This window comes from Streptomyces caniferus, assembly GCF_009811555.1.
In the GTDB taxonomy this organism is placed as follows: domain Bacteria; phylum Actinomycetota; class Actinomycetes; order Streptomycetales; family Streptomycetaceae; genus Streptomyces; species Streptomyces caniferus.
This window is the reverse complement of sequence record NZ_BLIN01000005.1, coordinates 2,003,679-2,018,691: the sequence shown is the minus strand read 5'-3', so window position 1 is coordinate 2,018,691 and position 15,013 is coordinate 2,003,679. Positions and strand designations below refer to the sequence as shown.

Here is a 15,013-nt window from a genome sequence, read left to right as displayed (position 1 = left end):
GCCGGCCCGACAGGAGCCGGTCGGATGATCCACCGATCCGATCGGGTGACCCAACCGCCCTGCTCTGCAGGGCAGGTGACGGCCCGTGAACTACGCTCGGCAGCGTTCCGTCCCAGCGGCGGACACGTATGCGCAGGTGGACGGGAGCGTGACCGGTGACGGACCAGGCGGTGGGCGGGGGGCACCTCCCGCCCAAGACGGCGGACGGGCCGGTCACGGCGGCACCCGGACAGCGGGCCCCGGGGGCCCGCCAGGACGGTGCCGCCGCCCGCCCCGCCGCCACAGCCGCGCCCGCCACCACCGGGTTCGCCGGACGCCGCCGCGAGCTCAAGGCCCTGCACGCCGACATCGCGCGGGCCGGCCTGGACACCCTCTCCGGCCGCAAGGGCCCCCGCAGCCGGGTGCTGCTGATCGCCGGCCGCCCCGGCTCGGGCCGTACGGCCCTGGCCGAGGAGCTGCTGCGGGAGCTGGCGGACGGGCATCCCGACGGGGTGCTGCGGGCCACGCTGACCGGGCCGGGCGGCGAACCGGCCGACACCGGCCGCACCGCGCGCGAGCTGCTGACCGCGCTCGGCGCCGACGCCCCGCCCGGCGCCGCCGACGACGAACTGACCGAGCAGCTGCGCGAAGCCCTCACCGGGCGCCGCGCGCTGCTCTTCCTGGACGACGCACCCGGCGCTGAGCAGGTCGAACCGCTGATCCCGGACGCCCCCGACTGCCTGGTCGTGGTGGTCTCGCAGGGGCCGCTGACCGGCATTCCGGACGTCCGGCCGTGCGCCCTGGGCGGCCTGGACAGCGCGGCCGGTGTCGAGATGCTCAGCCGGTACGCCGGGCCGACCCGGATCACCGTCGACCCGCGCACCGCCGACAGCGTCGCCGAGGAGTGCGGCGGCCAGCCCGCCGCGCTGGTGCTGGCCGGTGCCTGGCTCGCCGCCCGCCCCAAGTCCTCGGTCGCCGATCTGTACCAGGCACTGCACGCCATCGAGCTGCCCGCGGACCTGCCGACCGGCGCCCGCCCGCTGTTCCGCGCCTTCCGGCTCGCCTATGACGCGCTGCCGCCGCCCGCCGCCCGCATACTGCGGCTGATCACCCTGGCGCCGGGCGGTCTCGTGGACGCCCATATCGCCTCCGCGCTGGCCGGCTGCTCGGTGGCGGCCGCCACCACGACGCTCGGCGACTTCGCCGGGCTCGGGCTGCTGCGGCCGGTCGCCGCCGAGGACGGCGACGCGCCCGACGCGAGCACGCCCGACCCGGCCCTGCGCCCGCAGTACCGGCTGCCCGGCTGCCTCGACCCGCTGGCGCGCGAACTGCTGCGGGAACACGAGCGCCCGGCCGACGTCCAGCTGGCCCGCGCCCGGATGCTGGAGCGGACCGTACGGCTGCTCCAGTCCTGCCGCGCGATGGGCGAGCCGGCCGATTCCCCCGCCCGGGAGAAGGTCGACGGGCTGCCGCGCTCGCTGCGCTTCTCCTCGAAGGGCGCCGCCGCGCACTGGCTGCGCAGCCGCCGCGGCGCGCTGCTCGACGCCGCCAGGACCGCCGTCGCGGACGGTGAACTCGACACCCTGGACCGGCGGTTGATGGCCGCGCTGACCCGGACGCTGCTCGTGCACCAGGGCCCCGAGGCCGCCGCGCCGGACCTCTACGCGCTGCACGGCCTCGTGCTCCAGGTCGCCGAGCGGCGCGGGCTGCCGCGGGAGCAGGCCGCCGCCCTGCTGAACCTCGCGGACCTGGACGGGCAGGCGGGCCGTACCGCTCAGGCGCTCACCCGCTACCGGGGCGCGCTGGAGGCGGCACGCTCGGTGCAGGACCCGGTGGCGACCGGCCGGGCGCTGGAGTCGCTGGGCGGTACGTACACCGTGCTGGGCGACTGGCAGCGGGCCGCGGACTGGTACGGCCGGGCGCTGGAGCTGCGGCTGGCCCGCGGCGAGAGCGGGGACGCGGCACGGCTGATGGGCAAGATCGGCGGGGCGCACACCTACGCGGGCCGGTGGGGCGAGGCGCTCAAGGCCTGGCGGGCCGCGGTCGGCACGTACCGCAGGACCGGCGATGTGGCAGGTCAGGCGCGGGCGACCGGTGAGGTGGCCCGGGTGCAGGAGTACGCGGGGCGCCCCGAGGAGTCGCTGCGGACCTGTCTGGAAGCCCTCGGTATCGCCCGGAAGGCGGGCGACGGACGACTGGAGGCGGCACTGCAGCTACGGATTGCGGACACCCTCGAGCGGCTCGGAGATCCGGCAGCGGCACGGCTCCATCGGGCCGTGGGGGAGCGACTCCTCGAAGATCACTCCGAGTGACCTGCGAAATCGGTAGTGCTTCTCGCGAGATTTAATGCTTTGCAAGGCTAGACAACGAGAGCTCCTTCAATAGACTGGCCGGGCCGCGTTCAGCGCGGTCAGTTCCGTCATGCATCGCATGAGGGGATAATTCCTCCTGCACCCTCTCTTTCAAGGACCGTGATCGACGTGAAGGTCGGCATCCCCCGCGAGGTCAAGAACAACGAGTTCCGCGTGGCTATCACGCCCGCCGGAGTCAACGAACTCGTCCGCCACGGCCACCAGGTCTTCATCGAGAAGGACGCCGGCCTCGGCTCCTCCATCACGAATGAGGAGTACGTCTCCGCCGGTGCCACCATCCTGGGCACCGCCGACGAGGTCTGGGGCACCGCCGACCTGCTGCTGAAGGTCAAGGAGCCGATCGCGGAGGAGTACCACCGCCTTCGCAAGGACCAGACGCTCTTCACCTACCTGCACCTGGCCGCCTCCCGGGAGTGCACCGACGCGCTGCTGGAGTCCGGCACCACCGCGATCGCCTACGAGACCGTCGAGACGGCCGGCCGCCAGCTGCCGCTGCTCGCCCCGATGTCCGAGGTCGCGGGCCGGATCGCCCCGCAGGTCGGCGCGTACCACCTGATGCGCCAGGCAGGCGGCCGCGGTGTGCTGCCCGGCGGTGTCCCCGGTGTCCACGCGGGCAAGGCCGTCATCATCGGCGGTGGCGTCTCCGGCTGGAACGCGCTGCAGATCGCCGTGGGCCTCGGCTTCCACGTCACCCTGCTCGACAAGGACATCAACAAGCTCCGCGAGGCCGACAAGATCTTCGGCACCAAGGTGCAGACGATCGTCTCCAACGCCTACGAGCTGGAGAAGGCCGTCGTCGAGGCCGACCTCGTCGTCGGTGCGGTCCTGATCCCGGGTGCCAAGGCCCCCAAGCTGGTCACCAACGAGCTCGTCGCCAAGATGAAGCCCGGAAGTGTTCTTGTCGACATCGCGATCGACCAGGGCGGCTGCTTCGAGGACTCCCGTCCCACCACGCACGCCGAGCCGACCTTCGCGGTCCACAACTCGGTCTTCTACTGCGTCGCCAACATGCCCGGCGCGGTGCCGAACACCTCCACCCACGCGCTCACCAACGCCACGCTGCCCTACATCGTGGAGCTGGCGAACCGCGGCTGGGTCGAGGCGCTGCGCCGTGACCCGGCGCTGGCCAAGGGCCTGAACACGCACGACGGCAAGGTCGTCTACGGCCCGGTCGCCGAGGCGCACGGCCTGGAGCACGTCGAACTGCGCACGCTCCTCGGCTGAGACGTCAACGAAGCGCGTCAACGCTGCATATCCGGCCGGGCCTTGTCGACAAGGCCCGGCCGGAGCCGTTTGCGGCGCACGGAACCCGATGTTCCGGAACGCCCGCTCCCAACTCGCCGCGAACGTGACCCTTTAGCCGTTTCGCGTACCCCTGAAACTTCGGGCCGATGCGACTTGCGCCCTTGACATCGGGGGTCCGGTTACCGACACATCGTGCCGGGTCCGGTGGATTGTGTTGCTGCGGACGCCCGACACGCCATAGAGTCGCCAACCGTCGGCATGGTGCCACGCTGACCTATCGATAAAGTTTCCTGGTCACATCCAAGGAGGTAAGACGACTTGTGAATGAGTCGACATTTTCTCCCGGAGGTGGTCAACCAGGAGTGGTTGCACGGGGCCAGGACCCCTCGGGGCGCGAGGCTGTCGGCTCCGTCGCGGTCCACACCTTCGCAGCCCACCAGAGCATTTCCACGACAGCCCACCAGAGCATGGACGGCCATCACGTGAACGCCATGGCCGGCGACCGGGGCAGTGGAGAACCCGCCCGTCTCGCCGACTACGACGACCTGCCCCAGGGGCACTTCTACGATCCGGACGCGGAGTACGAGCCGGACCCCGAGTACGCCGCGACGCTCGCGCCGGACGCCGCGCGCCAGCGCCGCGAACGCGTCGGCCCGACCGGACGCCCGCTCCCTTATTTCCCCATCCCGGGACCGCTGTCCGAGCACGGCCCCGCCAAGATCATCGCGATGTGCAACCAGAAGGGCGGGGTCGGCAAGACCACCTCGACCATCAACCTGGGTGCCGCACTCGCCGAATACGGACGACGGGTGCTGCTCGTCGACTTCGACCCGCAGGGCGCCCTGTCGGTCGGACTCGGCGTCAACCCGATGGAGCTCGACCTGACGGTCTACAACCTGCTCATGGAGCGGGGCATGTCGGCCGACGAGGTGCTCCTGAAGACCGCGGTCCCCAACATGGACCTGCTGCCCAGCAATATCGATTTGTCAGCGGCAGAGGTGCAGTTGGTCAGCGAGGTCGCGCGCGAGTCGACCCTGCAGCGCGCCCTGAAGCCGCTGCTGGCCGACTACGACTACATCGTCATCGACTGCCAGCCCTCCCTCGGCCTGCTCACCGTCAACGCCCTGACGGCGGCTCACAAGGTCATCGTGCCGCTGGAGTGCGAGTTCTTCGCGCTGCGTGGCGTCGCGCTGCTCACCGAGACGATCGAGAAGGTCCAGGAACGGCTCAACCCCGAACTGGAACTCGACGGCATCCTGGCGACGATGTACGACTCCCGCACGGTGCACAGCCGCGAGGTCCTGGCGCGTGTCGTCGAGGCCTTCGACGACCACGTCTACCACACCGTCATCGGCCGTACGGTCCGCTTCCCCGAGACCACCGTCGCGGGTGAGCCGATCACCACGTACGCCTCCAACTCCGTCGGCGCCGCCGCCTATCGCCAGCTCGCCAGGGAGGTGCTCGCCCGGTGTCACGCCGAGTGAGTCTGCCGGGAGCCGACGAACTGTTCCGTACCACCGGGGGAGTGGGGCTGCAGCCCTCCAGCCCCCGCCGCTCGGCGAACGGCTCCACGGCCAACGGCGAGGCGCCCCGGGTGCCCGCACCGGCCGGCGAGCCCGATACGGCGGAGGAGGCGCCGGAGACGGCCTCCGCGGTACGGCAGCGGCGGTCCGGGGCGGGCAACTGGGACACCCCGGCAGCGACGGCCGGTGACGGCGGACCGGCCACGCCGCCGCGGGTCCCCGCCGTCGGGGCTCCGGCCGAGCACAGCGGCCGGGAGGGCGACGGCGACACCGCCAAGGGCCACCGGGCGCAGGCGGGCCAGGGCGGCCAGGCAGGTTCCGACGCGGCCGCGGCGGCCGCGCAGGCCGGCGGTCAGGGGCGCCGGCGCGGTGGCTCCCGCGGCGCCAACCGCCGCCCCAGCGGCCGGGAACGGCACGACGAGAAGATCACCGTCTATGTCTCCGCCGAGGAGCTCATGGACCTCGAACACGCGCGGCTGGTGCTGCGCGGCGAGCACGGCCTCGCCGTCGACCGCGGCCGGATCGTCCGCGAGGCGGTCGCCGTGGTCCTCGCCGACCTGGAGTCGCGCGGCGACGCCAGCATCCTGGTGCGGCGGCTGCGGGGACGCTGACGCCCGGTCCGGCTCCTGCCCGGGCGCGGCCGGTTCGGCGCCGCCGGGTGCCTTCGCCGCGGCCGCCCGCCATGGTGGCGGAGATTTCTTTGTGACGGTCGTCATGGTGCAAAAACGTCACGCCGCGCGGGGCCGGCCGCGTCGGGGTCGGCCAGGACGCGGGCGCCGCGGGATAGCCTGCCTCCTCGGCGGGGTCTCCCGCCCGTGACCAGCCCGTCGCCCCCGGCACGGGACCGCAGCACCATGGACCGCGATGCCGACGACGAACGACGACGCCCCCGCGCCCCGCGCCCGCAGACCTCTCGGGCGGGGGGCCGCCGCGGGGCCGGTGGCACCGGGTGGTGCGCCCGCGGCACCGGACGAGCCCGGGGTGCTGGACGGGCCTGACGGGTCTGGGGGGCCGGATGGGGCCGAGGGGGCGGACGGGCCTTTGGCGTCGGACGGGTCCTCGGCGCTGGATGGGCCCGATGCGTCGGACGGACCCGATGTGTCGGACGGGCCCAGGATGGCGGACTCGCCCGAGGTAGCCGAGGCGGCCGAGGCGCCCGAGACCGACGACGCGTCACCGGCAGCCGACTCCGGCCCCGCCCCCGAGGAACCCCCCGGTGACTCTCCCCCCGGATCTCCTGCCCCCAAGGCCGGTGACGGCACCTTCACCCTCCGGCTGGAGAACTTCGAGGGCCCCTTCGACCTCCTCCTGCAGCTGATCTCCAAGCACAAGCTGGACGTCACCGAGGTCGCGCTGTCGAAGGTGACCGACGAGTTCATGGCGCACATCCGGGCCATGGGGCCGGACTGGGACCTGGACCAGACCACCGAGTTCCTGGTCGTCGCGGCGACCCTGCTGGATCTGAAGGCGGCCCGGCTGCTGCCCGCGGCCGAAGTGGAGGACGAGGCGGATCTCGCGCTCCTGGAGGCCCGTGATCTGCTCTTCGCCCGGCTGCTGCAGTACCGCGCCTACAAGCGGGTCGCGGACATCTTCAGCGGCCGGCTGGCGGACGAGGCCCGCCGCTGTCCCCGTACGGTCGGGCTGGAGCCGTACCTCGCCGAACTGCTGCCCGAGGTGGTCATCAGCACCGGGGCGGAGGGGTTCGCCGAGCTCGCGGTGAAGGCGATGCAGCCCAAGGCCCGGCCGCAGGTCTACGTGGACCACATCCATGCGCCGCTGGTGAGTGTGCGGGAGCAGGCCGAGGTGGTGATGGCGCGGCTGCGCGAGGCGGGCGAGGCGAGCTTCCAGGACCTGTGCGCGGGCGCACCGGACACCCTTACCGTCGTGGCGCGTTTCCTGGCCCTGCTGGAGCTCTACCGGGAGCGGGTGGTGGTCCTGGAGCAGGAGGAGGCCCTGGGGGCGCTGCAGGTCCGCTGGACGGGCGCGGAGGGGGCCGAGCCGGTGGTCACGGACGAGTTCGACCAGGAACCGGGCGGGCGCGCCGACGGGGCGGAGCAGGCGGCACACACAGCGAAGGAGCGGGCATGAGCGGCGGGGCCGGCAACGGGGCGTACGACATCACGGAGGCGGAGCCCGGCCCGGACGAGGTCCCGGGGGACCGGCCCGGCGCACCGGCCGGGACGCTGGGCGTCGCCGAGCTGGCGCTGAAGCCCGCGCTGGAGGCGGTCCTCATGGTCGTCGACGAGCCCGCGACCGAGGAACACCTGGCCAGGGTGTTGCAGCGGCCCCGCCGCGCGATCGCGCTGGCCCTGCGCGAGCTGTCCGACGACTACGCACGTCAGGGGCGCGGTTTCGATCTGCGGCTGGTGGCCGGCGGCTGGCGGTTCTACTCCCGCGCCGCGTACGCGGACGCGGTCGAGAGCTTCGTTCTGGACGGGCAGCAGGCCCGGCTCACCCAGGCAGCTTTGGAGACTCTGGCCGTGGTCGCGTACCGTCAGCCGGTCAGCCGTTCCCGTGTCTCGGCCGTACGCGGCGTGAACTGTGACGGTGTGATGCGCACGCTCCTCCAGCGCGGCCTGGTGGAGGAGGCGGGGACGGAACCTGAAACAGGTGCGATCCTGTACAGGACGACGAATTACTTTCTGGAGCGGATGGGCCTGCGCGGCCTGGATGAGCTCCCTGAGCTCGCACCGTTCCTCCCGGAGGCGGACGCGGTCGAGGGCGACTCCCCGGAAGGTATCCCGTCGTTCGACGTAGACGACAGCGGCGACTCTCAGACGGATCATTGATGCGAAGCAGCGGCAGGAACAACGACAGCGGGCGGGGCAACTACCGCGGCGCGGGTGGGGGCACCTCCCAGCCGAAGGCTGGGGGCAAGAGGGACGAGAAGCAGCAGCGCGCCGGCCGTCCCCGTCCCGAGGAGCGCCGCTACGACGTGGGCGGGACCGGCGGCGCCGGCGGCCCGGGAGGTAAGGACGAGCGCGGCGGCGCCAAGAGCGGCGGTCCCAAGGGCGGCTCCAAGACCGGCGGCGCCAAGAGCACGGGCAGCCGGGGCGCGGCGGCCCGTGGCGGCGCCAAGGGCGGCCCGCGTACCGGTGCTGCGTCCAAGGGCGCCCGCCCCGGTGCCAAGGGCGGCCCGCAGCGCGGCCGCGGCCAGGCGCCCGCACGGCCCCGTGAGTACGACGCCCAGGTGGAGGAGCGCAACCGCGCCCGCCACAACAAGCCGCAGGTCAAGACCCCCAAGACGTTCGGCGACCAGGAGGGCGAGCGTCTGCAGAAGGTGCTGGCCAGGGCCGGTATGGGCTCGCGGCGTGCCTGCGAGGAGCTGATCGACCAGGCGCGCGTCGAGGTCAACGGCCAGGTCGTCATGGAGCAGGGCGTCCGGGTCGACCCGGAGAAGGACGAGATCAAGGTCGACGGCCTGACGGTCGCCACCCAGTCGTACCTCTTCTTCGCGCTGAACAAGCCGGCCGGCGTGGTCTCCACCATGGAGGACCCGGACGGCCGCCAGTGCCTGGGCGACTACGTCACCAACCGTGAGACGCGGCTGTTCCACGTCGGCCGGCTGGACACCGAGACCGAGGGCATCATCCTGCTCACCAACCACGGTGAGCTGGCCCACCGCCTGACGCACCCGCGCTACGGCGTCAAGAAGACCTACCTGGCAGCGATCCAGGGCCCCCTCCCGCGCGACCTGGGCAAGCAGCTCAAGGACGGCATCCAGCTGGAGGACGGCTACGCCCGCGCCGACCACTTCCGGGTGGTGGAGAACACCGGCAAGAACTACCTCGTCGAGGTCACGCTCCACGAGGGCCGCAAGCACATCGTGCGCCGGATGCTGTCGGAGGCCGGCTTCCCGGTCGACAAGCTCGTCCGTACGAGCTTCGGCCCGATCGCCCTGGGCGACCAGAAGTCGGGCTGGCTGCGCCGGATGACCAACACCGAGGTCGGCATGCTGATGCGCGAGGTCGAGCTCTAAGGCCTCGGCGCCCGGCGGGCCGCAGCGCCTCCGGCGGGACCGCACGCAGGAAATCTTCCTTGCGGCTCCGCCCGGCCACCCCTTAATGTCACTGCGACATTAAGGGGTGGTTTTTTCATGATGTCCACGGGGGCAATGGGGACCGTCGCCACCGGCTCGCTGATCGGGCTGGCTCTGGGCGACGCGCTCGGCTTTCCCACCGAGTTCAACGATGTGCCGTCGATCCTGGCCAAGTGCGGCCCCTGGCGGCGGATGGCGCTGCCCGACCCCGCCTTCGTCACCGACGACACCCAGATGACGCTGGCGCTGGGCCGCGGGCTGCGGACGGCCCTGGGGCGCGGTGCGCTCACCCCGTCCGGCCTGGCGGCGCCCGTGCGCGAGGAGTACGTCGCCTGGTGGCGCTCGCCCGACAACAACCGGGCGCCGGGCGCCACCTGCCTGAGCGCCTGTGCGCTGCTCGCCGACGAAGGGCGGCCGTGGGCCGAGGCCTCCCGGATGGGGTCGAAGGGCTGCGGCGCCAATATGCGGGTCGCGCCGATCGGGCTCGCGCCGGGCCTGAGCCTCCCGCAGCGCTCCGGCGCCGCGCAGTTGCAGTCCGCGCTGACCCACGGGCACCCCACCGCCCTGGCCGCCAGTGATCTGACCGCCCGCGCCGTACGCGCCCTCGCCGACGGCACCCCGCCCGCCGAACTGCCCGGCCTGCTGCGGGCGTACGCCGAGGACCACCGCACCGTCTACCGGGAGGACTGGCTCGGCGACCTGTGGCGGCGGAGCCAGGACCCGTCCGCGGAGGCCTTCATCGCGCGCGGCTGGGACGACTGCCTCGGCGTCCTGGACCGCCTGGACGCGGCGCTCGGCGCCCCGGACCCGGAAGCCGACCCCTGCCTGGCCACCGGCGCCGGCTGGATCGCCGAAGAGGCGCTGGCCACCGGCCTGTTCTGCTTCCTGCTCTTCCCCGACGAGCCGCTCACCGCGCTGCGCCGGGCCGCCTGCACCTCCGGGGACTCCGATTCGATCGCCTGCCTCAGCGGCGCCTTCGCCGGCGCTCATCTCGGGGCCGGCGCCTGGCCCGGGGAGTGGGCCTCCCGTATCGAGTACCGCGACGAACTGCTGGCACTGGGGGAGGCGTGGGATGCGTGAGACCCCCTCCGTCACGGCACGGGAAGCCGTCCTCCGGGCGGCCGGGCTGCCCGCCGTCGACCTGGGCGCCGTGGTGGCGGAACAGGACGATCCGCTGGTCTTCGCGACGGTCTCCGGTGCGCATCTGTACGGCTTCCCGTCCCGGGACTCCGACGTCGACCTGCGCGGCGCCCACCTGCTGCCCACGGCCGCCCTCGTCGGCCTGCACGAGCCTGCGGAGACCCGCACCCTGATGTGGGAGCAAGACGGCGTCGAGATGGATCTGGTCTCGCACGACCTGCGGAAATTCGCCCGGCTGCTTCTGCGCCGCAATGGCTACGTCCTGGAGCAGCTGCTCTCCCCGCTGGTCGTGCACACCACCCCCGTGCATGCCGAACTGACCGCGCTGGCCCCGGGCCTGCTCACCTCCCACCACGCCCACCACTACCGCGGTTTCGCCACGACCCAGTGGCGGCTCTTCGAGAAGACCGGCGAGCTGAAGCCACTGCTGTACACGCTGCGGGTGCTGCTCACCGGCATCCACCTCATGGACAGCGGCCGGGTGCAGCCCCATCTGCCCACGCTGGCGGGCGAGTCGGCGGCTCCCGCCTACATACCGGAGCTGATCGCGGCCAAGGAGGAGGCCGAACACGGCCCGGCGGGCGAGGTGGTGGAGGCGGTGCGGCTGCGCAGGGACATCGAGGCGCTGCACGCCCGGCTGGACGCCGCCCAGGTGGCCACCGCCCTCCCGGACGCCCCCGGCGGTCGCGATGCGCTGCACGACCTGATCGTGCGGACCCGGCTGGGCTGCTGAGCGGACGGCGGACGGCGGGCGGCAGGCAGGGGCGCAGGCGGGTCCGAGCGGGCGCCGCGGCCGGGTGCAGCGGCCCGCCCCCCGCCGGGTACAGCGGGCCCGCCCCCGCCGGGTGCCGCGGCCCGCCTCAGCCGAGCGCCGAGGCCCGCCGGGCCCGGAACAGGAAGTCGGCCACCCGGCCCCGGTCCGGCTCGGCCGGCAACGGCGAGCCGGACACCGCGGCCTCGGCCTCCTCGGCCAGCCGCGCCATCCGGCGCTCCACCGTGTCCCAGGCCACCTCCCCGCGCCGGACCGCCAGCAGCTCCTCCCGGTCCGGGCCCACGTCCAGCGTGAGCACGCCGGTACGGAGCAGATCGCGGGAGGAGGCCAGCAGCCGCAGCAGATGCATGGCGTGCTTCCAGCGGGGCGCGCCGTACTGCCGCACGTCGGCCCGCAACTGCTTGAGCTGACCGCCGGCGTAGCCCGCGAAGGTGCGGTGGGCCTGCCGGGACAGGAAGGCGTCGCGCAGCGCGAGCAGCTCCCGGCCGGTGGCGTCGGCCCGCTCCACCAGCGGGGAGTGCAGACACTCCAGGATGGTGGGGTTGGCGCGCAGCGCCAGATGGCAGAACCGCTCCAGCTCCCAGGAGAACTCCTCCTCGCGCGGTCCCTCCACATGGGTCGGCGGCTTCTCGAAGCCCCAGAACAGCGGGGTGGGTGCGAGATACACCCCGCGCCGGTCGGTGTCACTGGTCTCCGTGGCCAGACCGAAGGCGCGCGAGCCCATCACACAGGCGTAGACGGTGTGCTCGGCGACCAGGGTGTGACCTTCGGCGGCTTCGGACATGGCGGCGATTGTCGCTGGCGGGAGGGTGAATGTCACCAGGTTTCCAAGGCGGAATGCCGCACTCCGGAAGCGGTGTCACTGTCGGTGGACGGCCGGTCGCGGCGCGCACGGACGCCTGCCCTCGCCCCGTGGCCGTCTCGCCGGGCGGCCTGCGCGCACGGATTGTCGGTGCGGCTGGTTACGCTGATCAGTGCGCGCACAGGTGCGTGGCGCGGCACAGGACGCAGGGGAGCAGTGACGTGGCGGTACGAGCGGTCCGCGGGGCCGTCCAGCTGGAGCGGGACGACGCGGAGCACATGCAGGAGCAGGTCGGCGAGCTGCTCACCGCCATCCTCGAACGCAACGACCTGGGCGCGGACGACCTGATCAGCGTGTGGTTCACCGCCACCCCCGATCTGCACAGCGACTTCCCGGCCGCCGCCGCGCGCGCCCTGGGCATCACCGACGTCCCGCTGATCTGCGCCCAGGAGCTGGACATCACCGGCGCCATGGAGCGCGTGGTGCGGGTGCTCGCCCATGTCGAGACCGGGCTGTCCAAGGCCGGGATCGCCCATGTCTACCTCGGCGCGGCCGGCGCGCTGCGAAAGGACATCGCGCAGTGAGGACCGCACTCGTCATCGGAACGGGCCTGATCGGCACCTCCGCCGCCCTGGCGCTGGCCGCGCGTGGCGTCCAGGTCTTCCTGGAGGACCACGACCAGGCCCAGGCCCTGACGGCCGCCGCGCTCGGCGCGGGCACCGCGGAGGCGCCCCCGGAGAAGGTCGATCTGGCCATCGTGGCCGTGCCGCCGGCGCATGTCGCGGGGGCACTGGCCGGTGCCATCCGGCGCGGGGCGGCCCGCGCCTACATCGACGTCGCCAGCGTCAAGGGCGGCCCGCGCCGTGAGCTGGAGGCCATGGGCTGCGAGCTCTCCGGCTACCTCGGCACGCATCCGATGGCCGGCAAGGAGCGCTCCGGCCCGCTGGCCGCCACCGCCGACCTCTTCGAGGGCCGGCCCTGGGTGCTCACCCCGACCCGCGACGGCGACACCGAGGTGCTCAACCTCGCCCTGGAGCTGGTCGCCCTGTGCCGGGCCGTCCCGGTGGTGATGGGCGCCGACGCGCACGACCGCGCCGTCGCTCTCGTCTCGCACACCCCGCAGCTGGTCTCCAGCCTCGTGGCCGCCCGCCTCAAGGGCGCCGACGAGACCGCCGTACGCCTCTGCGGCCAGGGCATCCGGGATGTGACGCGGATCGCGGCCTCCGATCCGGCGATGTGGATCGACATCCTCGCCGCCAATCCGGGCCCGGTCGCCGATGTGCTGAGCGAGGTCGCCGCCGACCTGGACGAGACGGTACGGTCGCTGCGGGCCCTGGAGTCCGCCGACGAGGCCAAGCGCGGCGACGGCGTCGGCGGCATCGAGGACGTGCTCCGCCGCGGCAACGCGGGCCGCGAGCGGGTGCCCGGCAAGCACGGCGCCGCCCCGGCCGTCTACGAGATCGTCGCCGTCTACATCGGCGACCAGCCCGGCGAGCTGGCCCGGATCTTCGCCGACGCCGGCCGGGCCGGGGTCAACATCGAGGACGTCCGCATCGAGCACGCCACCGGCCAGCAGGCGGGCTTCATCCAGCTCATGGTCGAGCCGCAGGCGGTGCCGGGGCTGATCGCGGAGCTGCGCGAGCGGGGCTGGTCCATCCGGCAGTGACACCGTGGACGGCGCCGTGCGGGTGAGCCAGTAACCTTGTCCGAGGCCCTTATGGCCTTGGACCCCCGCCCCGTGTACAAGAAAGGTGTTCGTCACCGTGGAAACCGCCGCCCGGACCGCCCCGGCAGCAGTGATTGTCGCCATCGACGGCCCCGCAGGCACGGGCAAGTCCAGCACGTCCAAGGCCGTGGCCGCCAAGCTGGGCCTCGGCTACCTCGACACCGGTGCCCAGTACCGCGCGATCACGTGGTGGATGCTGAACAACGGCATCGACGTCGATGACGCGACCGCCGTGGCCGACGCCGCCGCCAAGCCCGTGATCGTCTCCGGCACCGACCCGGCCGCCCCGACCATCACGGTCGACGGCCTGGACGCCGCGGGCCCGATCCGCACCCAGGAGGTCACCGCCGCGGTCAGCGCCGTCAGCGCCGTGCCCGAGGTGCGGACCCTGATCACCGATCTGCAGCGCAGCATCGCCGCCGAGGCGCCGAACGGCATCGTCGTCGAGGGCCGGGACATCGGCATCACCGTCCTGCCCGACGCCGACCTCAAGGTCTTCCTCACCGCCTCCCCCGAGGCGCGGGCGGCCCGCCGCAGCGGCGAGCTCAAGGGCAAGGAGGCCGGTGACCTGGCCGCCACCCGCGAGGCGCTGATCAAGCGGGACGCCGCCGACTCCGGCCGCAAGACCTCCCCGCTGGCCAAGGCGGACGACGCCGTCGAGGTCGACACCACCGAGCTGACCCTGGAGCAGGTCATCGAGTGCGTGGTCACCCTCATCGAGGGCGCCGGCGCCGAAAAGGCAGGGCGGGTCGCCCGGTGACCGACAGCGGCGAGGCCCCGAGCGAGGCGGGCGCCGCGGTCGGACGGCGGATCGGCATCGGCCTGATGTACGGGCTGTGGCGGCCGCGGGTGCTGGGCGCCTGGCGGGTGCCGTCGGCCGGACCGGTGATCCTCGCCGTCAACCATTCGCACGGCATCGACGGTCCGATGCTGATGGGCACCGCGCCGCGGCCGGTGCACTTCCTGATCAAGAAAGAAGCCTTCGTCGGCCCGCTGGACCCGTTCCTGCGGGGCATCGGGCAGCTGAAGGTGGACCGCGACACCACCGACCGCAAGGCGATCACCGACGCCCTCGGGGTGCTGGAACAGGGCGGCGTGCTGGGGATCTTCCCGGAAGGCACCCGCGGCGAGGGCGACTTCGCCTCCCTGCGGGCGGGCCTGGCGTACTTCGCGGTGCGCTCCGGCGCCGCGGTGGTGCCGGTGGCGGTGCTCGGCAGCAAGGAGCGGCACAGCCGGCTGACCCCGGCGGTGCCGCCGCTGCGGTCCCGCGTCGACGTCGTCTTCGGCGCCGCCTTCGAGGCGGGCGACGGCAGCGGACGGCGCACCCGCAAGGCGCTCGACGAGGCGACCGTGCGCATCCAGGAGCGGCTGACCGCCCACCTGGCAGAGGCCAGGCGCCTGACCGGGCGCTGAAC

The 15,013-nt window shown here is 73.1% G+C and carries 14 protein-coding genes; 13 read left to right on the top strand and 1 reads right to left on the bottom strand.

Annotation, left to right across the window (positions count from 1 at the left end):
* Positions 1 to 155 precede the first annotated feature (155 nt).
* The 9 genes from Scani_RS25500 to Scani_RS25460 all read left to right on the top strand — a co-directional run bounded on the left by Scani_RS25500 (position 156) and on the right by Scani_RS25460 (position 11,031).
* On the top strand, positions 156 to 2,291 hold the full coding sequence (locus Scani_RS25500; RefSeq protein WP_159480169.1) for a tetratricopeptide repeat protein: 2,136 nt from the start codon (positions 156 to 158) through the stop codon (positions 2,289 to 2,291).
* A 168-nt stretch (positions 2,292 to 2,459) separates the two neighbouring features.
* Positions 2,460 to 3,575 carry an alanine dehydrogenase gene (gene ald, locus Scani_RS25495; RefSeq protein ID WP_159482364.1) on the top strand — a complete coding sequence of 372 codons (1,116 nt, stop codon included), beginning with the start codon at positions 2,460 to 2,462 and terminating at the stop codon, positions 3,573 to 3,575.
* A 488-nt stretch (positions 3,576 to 4,063) separates the two neighbouring features.
* Entirely contained in the window at positions 4,064 to 5,080 is a 1,017-nt protein-coding gene (locus tag Scani_RS25490) for a ParA family protein (protein WP_384439633.1), read from the top strand.
* On the top strand, positions 5,065 to 5,730 hold the full coding sequence (locus Scani_RS25485) for a hypothetical protein (RefSeq protein ID WP_159480167.1): 666 nt from the start codon (positions 5,065 to 5,067) through the stop codon (positions 5,728 to 5,730). Before Scani_RS25490 ends, Scani_RS25485 begins: the two co-directional genes overlap by 16 nt.
* Before the next feature lie 253 nt (positions 5,731 to 5,983).
* Complete coding sequence (locus Scani_RS25480) at positions 5,984 to 7,207, top strand: segregation/condensation protein A (RefSeq protein WP_167538136.1); 1,224 nt, start codon at positions 5,984 to 5,986, stop codon at positions 7,205 to 7,207.
* Positions 7,204 to 7,908 carry an SMC-Scp complex subunit ScpB gene (gene scpB, locus Scani_RS25475; RefSeq protein ID WP_159480165.1) on the top strand — a complete coding sequence of 235 codons (705 nt, stop codon included), beginning with the start codon at positions 7,204 to 7,206 and terminating at the stop codon, positions 7,906 to 7,908. Before Scani_RS25480 ends, scpB begins: the two co-directional genes overlap by 4 nt.
* Positions 7,908 to 9,098, top strand: coding sequence for a pseudouridine synthase (locus Scani_RS25470; RefSeq protein WP_159480164.1), 1,191 nt, complete (start codon positions 7,908 to 7,910; stop codon positions 9,096 to 9,098). The genes scpB and Scani_RS25470 overlap by 1 nt, the downstream gene beginning before the upstream one ends.
* A 117-nt stretch (positions 9,099 to 9,215) precedes the next feature.
* The gene (locus Scani_RS25465) at positions 9,216 to 10,238 is read left to right on the top strand and encodes an ADP-ribosylglycohydrolase family protein (protein ID WP_159480163.1); all 1,023 of its coding nucleotides are present in this window, start codon (positions 9,216 to 9,218) and stop codon (positions 10,236 to 10,238) included.
* Positions 10,231 to 11,031, top strand: coding sequence for a nucleotidyltransferase domain-containing protein (locus Scani_RS25460; protein WP_159480162.1), 801 nt, complete (start codon positions 10,231 to 10,233; stop codon positions 11,029 to 11,031). The genes Scani_RS25465 and Scani_RS25460 overlap by 8 nt, the downstream gene beginning before the upstream one ends.
* A gap of 127 nt (positions 11,032 to 11,158) precedes the next feature.
* Here Scani_RS25460 and Scani_RS25455 read toward each other — a convergent pair whose 3' ends face one another.
* A complete protein-coding gene (locus Scani_RS25455; protein WP_159480161.1) occupies positions 11,159 to 11,854 on the bottom strand; it encodes a nucleotidyltransferase domain-containing protein in 696 nt (231 codons plus the stop codon).
* Positions 11,855 to 12,093: 239 nt separating this feature from the next.
* Between Scani_RS25455 and aroH the strand changes: the two genes are divergently transcribed.
* From aroH to Scani_RS25435, 4 genes are all read left to right on the top strand, one after another.
* Positions 12,094 to 12,456 carry a chorismate mutase gene (gene aroH / locus Scani_RS25450; RefSeq protein WP_159480160.1) on the top strand — a complete coding sequence of 121 codons (363 nt, stop codon included), beginning with the start codon at positions 12,094 to 12,096 and terminating at the stop codon, positions 12,454 to 12,456.
* Entirely contained in the window at positions 12,453 to 13,538 is a 1,086-nt protein-coding gene (locus tag Scani_RS25445) for a prephenate dehydrogenase (RefSeq protein WP_159480159.1), read from the top strand. Before aroH ends, Scani_RS25445 begins: the two co-directional genes overlap by 4 nt.
* Positions 13,539 to 13,623: 85 nt before the next feature.
* Positions 13,624 to 14,358: a (d)CMP kinase gene (gene cmk, locus Scani_RS25440; RefSeq protein WP_159480158.1), complete on the top strand. Its 735-nt coding sequence runs from the start codon at positions 13,624 to 13,626 to the stop codon at positions 14,356 to 14,358.
* Positions 14,355 to 15,011: a lysophospholipid acyltransferase family protein gene (locus Scani_RS25435; RefSeq protein WP_159480157.1), complete on the top strand. Its 657-nt coding sequence runs from the start codon at positions 14,355 to 14,357 to the stop codon at positions 15,009 to 15,011. Before cmk ends, Scani_RS25435 begins: the two co-directional genes overlap by 4 nt.
* Positions 15,012 to 15,013 lie beyond the last annotated feature (2 nt).

What these genes read in the sequence shown, in the direction of transcription:
- Scani_RS25455 (WP_159480161.1), bottom strand. Translation starts at nt 11,854, where the DNA reads ATGTCCGAAGCCGCCGAAGGTCACACCCTGGTCGCCGAGCACACCGTC.
- Scani_RS25480 (WP_167538136.1), top strand. Translation starts at nt 5,984, where the DNA reads ATGCCGACGACGAACGACGACGCCCCCGCGCCCCGCGCCCGCAGACCT.
- Scani_RS25465 (WP_159480163.1), top strand. Translation starts at nt 9,216, where the DNA reads ATGATGTCCACGGGGGCAATGGGGACCGTCGCCACCGGCTCGCTGATC.
- scpB (WP_159480165.1), top strand. Translation starts at nt 7,204, where the DNA reads ATGAGCGGCGGGGCCGGCAACGGGGCGTACGACATCACGGAGGCGGAG.
- Scani_RS25460 (WP_159480162.1), top strand. Translation starts at nt 10,231, where the DNA reads ATGCGTGAGACCCCCTCCGTCACGGCACGGGAAGCCGTCCTCCGGGCG.
- Scani_RS25470 (WP_159480164.1), top strand. Translation starts at nt 7,908, where the DNA reads ATGCGAAGCAGCGGCAGGAACAACGACAGCGGGCGGGGCAACTACCGC.
- Scani_RS25490 (WP_384439633.1), top strand. Translation starts at nt 4,064, where the DNA reads ATGGACGGCCATCACGTGAACGCCATGGCCGGCGACCGGGGCAGTGGA.